This is a genomic window from Moorena sp. SIO4E2, from assembly GCF_010671945.1.
Lineage (GTDB): Bacteria > Cyanobacteriota > Cyanobacteriia > Cyanobacteriales > Coleofasciculaceae > Moorena > Moorena producens.
In genome coordinates, this window is sequence record NZ_JAAHIE010000324.1 from 1 (window position 1) to 8,607 (window position 8,607).

Consider the following 8,607-nt stretch of genomic DNA (forward strand, 5'->3'; position numbering starts at 1 on the left):
TCTATTTTTAAGGCTTTTTGAAGTATTGTTTTTTGCTCTTGTGTCAGATAATTTTTTGCTGGCATATTTCCTATTATTGGGTTATTTATTAATTTTTATTATACCAATTTAAATGCCGAACAGCTTATTACCTGTATAGTATGCGGTCATATTAATACTGGCACTACCAACTACTGCACTAGTTGTGGTGCGGCTCTTGAGTTTGAAGAGACTGTTAGTTCATCAGCCTACCATTTGCCTGCTGGCACACTCCTAAGGCAGAGTCATTATCGGATCGAAAAAGTCCTAGGAGAAGGGGGATTTGGCATTACCTACCAAGGAATTTACCTACCTAACTCGGCCAAGGTTGCCATCAAAGAACTCTGGCCAGAAAAAGCAGCTAGGATGGGGAAAACCATTACTTGGCCCCCTTCTATTGCTCCGATTGACCGACAACGACAACTCCACAAATTTCAGTTAGAAGCCAGTTACTTACAAAAATGCTACCACCCTAATATTGCTCAGGTTTATGATTGGTTTGAGGAGAATAATACTGCCTATTTAGTCATGGAGTTTATCTCTGGAAAATCCTTATACAAAATCTTACAAGAAGAAGGTGTTCTTTCGGAAGAGAAGCTCAAGGGCTATTTTATCCAAGTAGCAGAAGCCCTAACAGTTGTTCACTCTAATCAACTATTACATAGAGATATTAAACCAGATAATATTATAATTGATCACCAAGATCGAGCCGTATTGATTGATTTCGGTGCTACTAAAGAATTCATCGCCGGTCAAACCCGTGAAATGAGTGCAACATTATCACCAGGATACGCTCCTCTTGAGCAATACAGTTACCGGAGTAAGCGTTGGCCAGCTACGGATATATATGCTCTATGTGCTTCAATGTATGAATTACTCACTGGTCAATTACCAGCTCAAGCTACGGAAAGAGCTGGATCAGAAACGTTAATTCCACCACGACAGTTAGCTCCTCAGATTACACCCCAAATTGAGCAGGTAATCTTAACTGGAATGAGAATGAAGGTAGAGGAGCGATTTCAGACAGCCGAGGAACTGATTGATGCCCTCAAAGGTAAATTTGTTTCTCCCAGTCAAAGGAAAGCGTGGGGATTACTTAAGCAAGGAAAGTTAGCAGAGGCGGTTCAAGCTTATCAAAAATGTCTAACTAATCAGCCAAACCATGGTGAAGCTGCGGTTGAACTAGCCCTAGTCCAGATGCATCTCAATGACTCTCAAGCTGAGGTAGCAGCAGAAACAGCGATTCGACTACAACCAAATGATGGCAGGAGCTATGGGGTTTTAGGACTGGTAAATTGTCGTAAATCAAATTGGTCAACAGCGGTAAAACAGTTGCAACAAGCTGCCAAATTAGCTCCCCAAGAGGTTTGGATACAAGCTAATCTAGCTTGGGCATGGGGAAAGCTTGGCAATTGGCAACAGGCAGAATCTGCTGTTTCCAAGGCACTACAAATTGATAGTAACTGTACCTTTGCCCTAGGGTTACAAGCTTGGATTAATGTCAATCAACAGCAATGGATATATCCCTATTTAATCATTGCTTTGGAAAAGGCAGTTGTTACTAGACAGTCTAGGGATGTGGAGCGCAGGATTATAGAGTTTACCACTCAAGTCCCCGATAGTGCAGTTGCTTGGGGATTGAAAGGTTGGAAGCAAGCTGTGCAAGGGTTGTGGCCTGAGGCTCTGGCCAATTTTGACCAAGCCAGCCAGAAAGCAGACGTTCCTAGCTGGGTATCGCTAAATCAAGGAATCACTCAGGAACACTTGCAGAATTATCAAGGTGCTATCCAAACCTATCAAGCCTACATTCAGAAATTTCCATCTGATGCCTTTGCTTTATTCCGTCTAGGCACTTTACTAGGAAAAGTGGGACAATGGGCACAAGCACGCTCCCATCTGGAAAAAGCCGTGCAGTTAAAACCAGACTATGCTGAGGCTTACCACAACTTAGGTTGGGTTTTACTTAATATCAGAACTGTAGACGGTCAGGTTGAGAATTTTCGTCCCCTGTTGTCCGCCTATCGTCAAGCATCTGAATTTTACATGCAACAGTACCAATCGCAATTAGCTGGTGCAATTAGACAAGCCTTTCAAATAGCTGGGGTTGAGCTTTAGCTGAATTTCTGTAGCTTGAAGAAGAATAGATAGCGTTTATCGCACTTATGATATAGTAGCGTTTATTGCATTTATGAGGTACGTTCTAAACCTCAAAGTACCCCTTATTAAGGGGGATTTAGGGGGATCCCTTTGTACCTCATATGAGGTAAGTTCTAAAGGTCAAAGTACCCCTTATTAAGGGGGATTTAGGGGGATCCCTTTGTACCTCATGGGAGAGAGAATTGCTATATACACTATTCTTTTACTTGGGATACCCCCTAACCCCCCTTAATAAGGGGGGGATCTGATTCATGAGAATTGATATATAAGATTAGATCACTTCTATACACGAGCGTAAAGAGTCTGTATCCATTCCCATTCTTGGGCTAAGCCTTGGGATAGGGATACCTGAGGTTGATAATTTAGCAAGGTTTTGGCCTTGGTAATGTCTGCTGCAGTATGACGTGCGTCTCCTTTCGCTTTTTCGATGTAGTTTTTCTTAATGGGATGTCCAACAATTTGTTCAATGGTGTCGAGAACATCCGCAAGCACCACTCGGCTACCACCACCAATGTTAAAGACTTCCCCAACAGCAGCTGGTGTGCTACCTGCAGCCAGATTCGCGGCAATGATGTCTTTGATAAAGGTGAAGTCTCGGGTTTGCTTTCCGTCACCATATATGCTAATGGCTTCATCCGTGAGAATGGCTTTTAGGAATTTGTGAAATGCCATGTCTGGGCGCTGTCTCGGTCCATATACGGTGAAATAGCGTAAGGCAGTAACGGGTACACCAAAATTATGGTAATACAGCAAACATAGGTGTTCTGCTGCTAGCTTGGTTACCCCATAGGGGGAAACCGGTTGGGGAAGAATTGTTTCAGATGTCGGTAGGGCTTCCGCATTACCATAAACTGAAGAGCTGGAAGCATAGACTAATCGCGTCAGATGTTTGGCATCTTTGGCGGCTTCGAGTAGGATTTGGGTAGCGTTAATATTGCGCTCGGTATAATCCCGAAAACCATCCCCCCAACTAGCCCGAACTCCAGCTTGTGCTGCCTGATGATAAACTACCTCTACATCAGTTAGGAGCGATCCCCAATCCAAGGTCTGAATATCACTTTCGATTAACTCAAAAGCGGGATGCTCTTTAAAATTTTCAATATTCCGGCGCTTGAGGTTGGGATCGTAGTAATCGTTAAATTGATCAATACCAATCACTCGCTCACCTTGATTCAAAAGGGTTTCTACTAGGTGAGAACCGACAAAACCCGCAGCACCCGTAACGATATTAAGAGCCATAAATTTAAGATTTCAAACTATTGGTTAAGCTTTGGGCAGACTAGTTTATATGTCGATGTAGATTAAATCTAGTCTGGCACACTATCGTGACGCACTCCCGCCGCTAAGAGTCGCGCTATAGCGGTGGCTTCTTGATCCTTTCGCCTTTGGCGTGGCCTACGGCCAAAGACTGAGAAGCGATCGAGTGTCCGTGCCGTCCCGTAAGATAGACACGATTTGCTTCGTGGTACTATCGTCCATATCGCCAGATACGACTAGCTTCCCACTACGCCGTTTTATACTTGGGAAAACGCCCAGCCCAAGTCGTTTTAGGTTGATTGCGGCATTCACATCCCGGTCAACCAAAACGTTTTCAACCGGATCGTAATACTTTCTGATTGAGCAATCCGTAAATATAACTTCGTTCCGATAACTCAGAATCATTGAGGAATACGCCGGTTTTTGTTTGATAACCACTGCTCCAGCTTTTGAGGCTATGTAGTCCAGTGTGGTTAGAAATTCACCAAACGCCGCGTCTAACCAAGACTTGTTCAGCCCAGACTTAGCCGATTGGCCGTTAGGCAAATACGTCCCATCAGCGGCTTTGTTGGGTTTATTTCGTTTTGTCAGTCCCTTGAGATTTAGCTTCTCAGGGAAAAAAAATTTCTTGCCCGTTTTCACCAGCTTGTGAGCCAGGTTGTAACGGTGATTCTTGCGCTGCCTAGCAATGCGTTGATGTATTCGAGATTCACGCTTAGCTAGCTGGCGACGGGCTTTAGAACCAAAACGTTTCGATGATTTCTTAGCAGAGATGGCTTTGAGTTTCGGTAAAGACTTACGCAGCGGTTTAGCCGATTTGTATTTGGTATTTTCGGATGTGGCAATGTAGTCATCGCCCTCTAGCACTGCGTCAAGACCGATTGAGTTATCCCAAGTGGGGACAATCTGATCAGGCGTCAACTCAGGCACCGTAGGATCTTCTACGGTAAGATTGATATACCAACCATCGGCTTTTTTGGTCAAGCTAACACGTTTGAGAACGGAACCATCCGGCATTGGTCGGTGCATGCGAACCTTCACCATTCCCAGCTTGGGAAGCTTGATATAGAGCCAGTTTTTGCGGACAAGATGAATCCACGTTGGTTTGACCATTGCGAACACCATCGTCCGGTAGCTGGATTGGTTCTTGAACCGTGGCTTACCGCTACGCAAGCCATTGGAATCACCCGATATATAACGCTTGAAAGCATCGTCAGCCCGTTTGCAGACATCCTGCAAAACGGTTGAATCTAATCCTGTGAAGTCCAACAGCTCACCGCTATGAAACACCTTGATCAGATCTGTTTTCAGTCCAGGCAATTGTGACTGTTGACCGTATCTAGTCGGCTGATCTCTGAGCTCAGGTAACGCGCAAACTAACGGACAAGCGTTGACGTAGGTTCTATTGTTCTCCCACCAATCGAAACGATCTCCGAGCTGGCGGTTATACCAATAGCGACACACTCGAAGCCAATAATTAGCCTCAAGTTTTTGCTTAGTGTTTGGGTAAGCTCGATACTGAAGCGTTGATTTCATAGGGGCCGATCCGACCATTACTGCAGGCCTTAGTGTTATTCTAGCACCAGCACAGTAATTAGTGTAAAACATGCCTAAAGATGATATCCACCGTGCTAGAAGCGTTTCAAACTTGAAAGCTCCTCAAGGTGTTAGTCCCCAAATACAGGCGTAAAGTCTTCACAGGGGTAATGCTAACCCGCGTAGAATCAATATTTTCAGAGCTGATGTCTAAGTGGGAAGGTAGTTTGGTCGAGTTCAATGGTGAAGCGGATCACCTTCATTTATTGATCCAATACAATCCCCAGACTCAGCTAAGCAAACTAATCAATAATCTCAAGACCGTTTCCAGTCGATACCTACGGAAAGAATTTCCCGATCAAGTGAATAAGTATTACTCGAAAAAAGTGTTCTGGACTGGCGGCTACTTCATTGCTAGTTGTGGAGGCGTTACCGTTGAACAACTCAAAGAATACGTTCAGAGTCAGGACAGACCTGACTGATGTTGGGTGATGGGGCATCGAACCCCGGAGACGAAACCTTAGGAGAGTGGAGCCTTTGTGAGCGACAGGCATTGAGTAAAAGAGTCAAAACTTTTTGATTAAGGCTCCACTCTCCTTACGGTAACTTCAAAATCACCCAACCTGGCTTTCATCCCACGCTATAGCCACAGCTTAGCGTGTTAATTCCCGCCGAGCTAGTTAAATTGTGAGTAATTTTTTTTCGGTAAAAATGGCTTCAATATTTTGCTAATCTCATAGAATAAGATAGAGTATTCAGCACAGAGTGTACAAAAAAAGTGAAGATTTTGGTAATCGGCAATGGGGGAAGGGAGTACGCCCTTGCCTGGAAACTACTGCAATCTCAAACTATTGAGCAGGTGATATGTGTTCCTGGTAATGGTGGCACCGCTACACTAACAGGTTGCCAAAATCGTTTATTAAACCTTCAAGATTTTGAAGCAATTGCTGAGTTTGCTCTGGTTAACCATATATCTCTAGTGGTGGTAGGTCCAGAACTCCCACTGTCTTTAGGTATTACAGACTATCTCCAAGGTAAAGATATCCCTGTGTTTGGTCCCACCCAGGAGGGAGCGCAAATTGAGTCGAGTAAGTCTTGGGCAAAGGATTTGATGCAGTCGGCTGGTGTTCCTACCCCAAGTTTTGCTGTGTTTACGGAACCAGAGCCAGCATTGGCTTATGTCAAAGCCCAGGTAGCACCAATTGTGGTCAAAGCGGATGGCTTAGCAGCGGGTAAGGGAGTAACTGTTGCGGCTACGATAGACGAGGCCGAAACGGCTGTGGAGTCACTCTTTCAGAATGGGTTTGAGACGGTGGTCATTGAAGAGTGTGTCACCGGTCAAGAAGTTTCGGTTTTGGCTGTTACGGATGGCTTAACGGTTCGTCCCTTAGTACCAGCTCAAGACCATAAGCGAATTGGGGAAGGAGATACCGGTCCCAATACCGGAGGGATGGGAGCTTATGCTCCTGCACCGATTGTTACCCCAGAGCTAAGCACACGGATTGAAAAGGAAATTCTTAATCCTACCCTTGAGGCTTTAAAGGTCAGGGGAATTGATTATCGAGGGGTTCTCTATGCAGGATTGATGATTACTCCAGAAGGAAACCCAACGGTTCTGGAATTTAATTGTCGCTTTGGGGATCCAGAAACTCAAGCTATCCTACCCTTGCTAGAAACTCCCCTAGATCAGGTGCTTCTGGCTTGTACCCAACAGCGACTGGCGCAATTACCAACTATTACTTGGAAACAAGGGGCTGCTGCTTGTGTGATTGCTGCCTCGAAGGGGTATCCGGGAGCTTACGAAAAGGGTAAGGTAATTACTGGTATCGAACAAGCTGAGCAACACGGAGCAATAGTTTGCAGTGCTGGTACTACCCTGAAACAGGAGGAGCTAGTTACCAGTGGTGGTAGGGTTTTGGGGGTTACCGGAACTGGTGAAACAATAGCGCAAGCTTTATCAGTTGCTTATAGCGCTATGGATTGTATCCACTTTGAAGGGATGTATTACCGTCGGGATATTGGTTATCGGGTTTTGCAGGATGTTTATTGATGCGATCGCATTCGTAAGTTCTTGCTCCCATTGATAGCAGCAACACGAGACCAGCAATACTCCCTCAACGGCTATTACCCATGGTTAACCCATCAAGCCGTAATAACATCACACACTACCCGAAAACCAATGTTGACTTGGATATTGTCTGCCGGGATATAGCTGAAGCGGCAAGCCGAGCGGCATATCCCAGGAATGATATCCCAGGAACCACCGCGCAGAAGCCGGGAATGATGATCATACTCATTGATACTATTTAGCCAAGCACTACCATCAACCGGAGCGCTTAGGTAGTTTGGGTACCAATGGTCAGCACACCACTCCCAAACATTCCCATGCATGTCATACAAACCAAAGGAATTGGCTACACCAAAGCTACCTACACGAGTAGTTTGTTCTCGATATACCCCTTCTGGCTCAGAGCTGTATGTACCGTTGCTATCGTAATTGGCTACTTCCGTGGTAATGGTTTCACCGAAGTGGAATGGCGTACTGGTACCAGCCCGACAGGCATATTCCCATTCCGCCTCACTCGGAAGCCGATAGTTTCGTCCAGTCAGCCTAGATAGAATAGCACAAAATTTCATCGCCTCATACCAAGATACCTTTTCCACTGGCAGAGTATCGCCTTTGAACTTAGAGGGCTGGGGGTTTAGGGAAGGGGAGACTTGGAATAAGGTTGCTACAGCCCGCCACTGGGCCTGGGTAACCGTAAACTTTCCCATGAAGAAGGGAGAGACTCTGACCCAATGCTGTGGACTTTCATCGTCGCTATGTCCCTTCTCAGTTTCTGGTGAACCCATGAGGAATCTTCCCCCAGGGATGTACACCATATCTAGCCCTACACCATTGCCTAAGTCTTCTGTGAAATATTGGGCTTGGTGACGGCGGCGCTTTTTAATTTCACCGTATTTATCTAGAGTTACCACATCAAACTCAAAAGATTTTAGGGTCACTCCCTCGACTGGTGAGGGCTCGGAGTTTTGGAATTGGTTAAAAAATCCAACTACAGCTATTCCTAAACTGCCCAACCCCCCCGCTTGACTTGATTGTTGTCTATTAACAACAGTAGAATCTTCTGGTTTCTGGGATGGCCGTGGAGGATTAAGTTCGGAGTTGATTGCTTGTAACTTTTCCCAAAGAACCTGAGTATCTTTAGGACGTTGATAAACTCGCACCATCAAACTATCAATAAAATCCCCTAACTCTGAAGAAATGTGTGGTGCATGGGGTCGCCACATCAAGATATCATTACCAGCATCATACAAATCTGAGGGTTCTTGCCCTGTCAGCAAATAAACAAATGTCCGTCCTAGAGCGTAGAAATCCGATTGGGGTACCGCTTGACCATGGATTTGTTCTAGGGGAGTATACCCAGGGGAAATCATACTGGTAACATTCCCAGCAGATTGTTTGAACATAAAAGTGTCGGTAACTTGGCGCACTGTGCCAAAATCAATTAGGGTGCGGCTCTTTTAAAAGTACGGTAGACTAGATCTCAGTAAAACTGACAAATTAGTCAGAGTAATAGTTTGAGTCAATACCTCCTGGTGGGTGACCAGCTGAAAAAGTCAGCAGTAGTTCAGGAA

General features: G+C 45.1%; 5 protein-coding genes and 1 pseudogene. 3 read left to right on the forward strand and 3 right to left on the reverse strand.

Annotated features, from left to right (window positions below):
• Window positions 1–234 precede the first annotated feature (234 nt).
• Window positions 235–2,133, forward strand: a complete 1,899-nt coding sequence (locus F6K37_RS25720) for a serine/threonine-protein kinase (RefSeq protein WP_287253088.1) — start codon at window positions 235–237, stop codon at window positions 2,131–2,133.
• A gap of 324 nt (window positions 2,134–2,457) precedes the next feature.
• On the opposite strand, the gene F6K37_RS25725 is transcribed toward F6K37_RS25720, so the two are convergent.
• Together F6K37_RS25725 and F6K37_RS25730 are read right to left on the reverse strand one after the other, a co-directional pair.
• Window positions 2,458–3,414 carry an NAD-dependent epimerase/dehydratase family protein gene (locus F6K37_RS25725; protein ID WP_008185038.1) on the reverse strand — a complete coding sequence of 319 codons (957 nt, stop codon included), beginning with the start codon at window positions 3,412–3,414 and terminating at the stop codon, window positions 2,458–2,460.
• Between the two features lie 156 nt (window positions 3,415–3,570).
• The gene (locus tag F6K37_RS25730) at window positions 3,571–4,968 is read right to left on the reverse strand and encodes an RNA-guided endonuclease InsQ/TnpB family protein (protein ID WP_287253090.1); all 1,398 of its coding nucleotides are present in this window, start codon (window positions 4,966–4,968) and stop codon (window positions 3,571–3,573) included.
• Window positions 4,969–5,038: 70 nt separating this feature from the next.
• Between F6K37_RS25730 and tnpA the strand changes: the two are divergent.
• Window positions 5,039–5,450 (forward strand): annotated as a pseudogene (gene tnpA, locus F6K37_RS25735) (IS200/IS605 family transposase).
• A gap of 296 nt (window positions 5,451–5,746) precedes the next feature.
• Window positions 5,747–7,018, forward strand: coding sequence for a phosphoribosylamine--glycine ligase (gene purD, locus F6K37_RS25740; RefSeq protein WP_287253093.1), 1,272 nt, complete (start codon window positions 5,747–5,749; stop codon window positions 7,016–7,018).
• 92 nt (window positions 7,019–7,110) lie between these two features.
• Here the strand turns inward: purD and F6K37_RS25745 are convergent, their stop codons facing one another.
• A complete protein-coding gene (locus F6K37_RS25745; protein ID WP_287253095.1) occupies window positions 7,111–8,439 on the reverse strand; it encodes an SUMF1/EgtB/PvdO family nonheme iron enzyme in 1,329 nt (442 codons plus the stop codon).
• Between the last annotated feature and the right edge of the window lie 168 nt (window positions 8,440–8,607).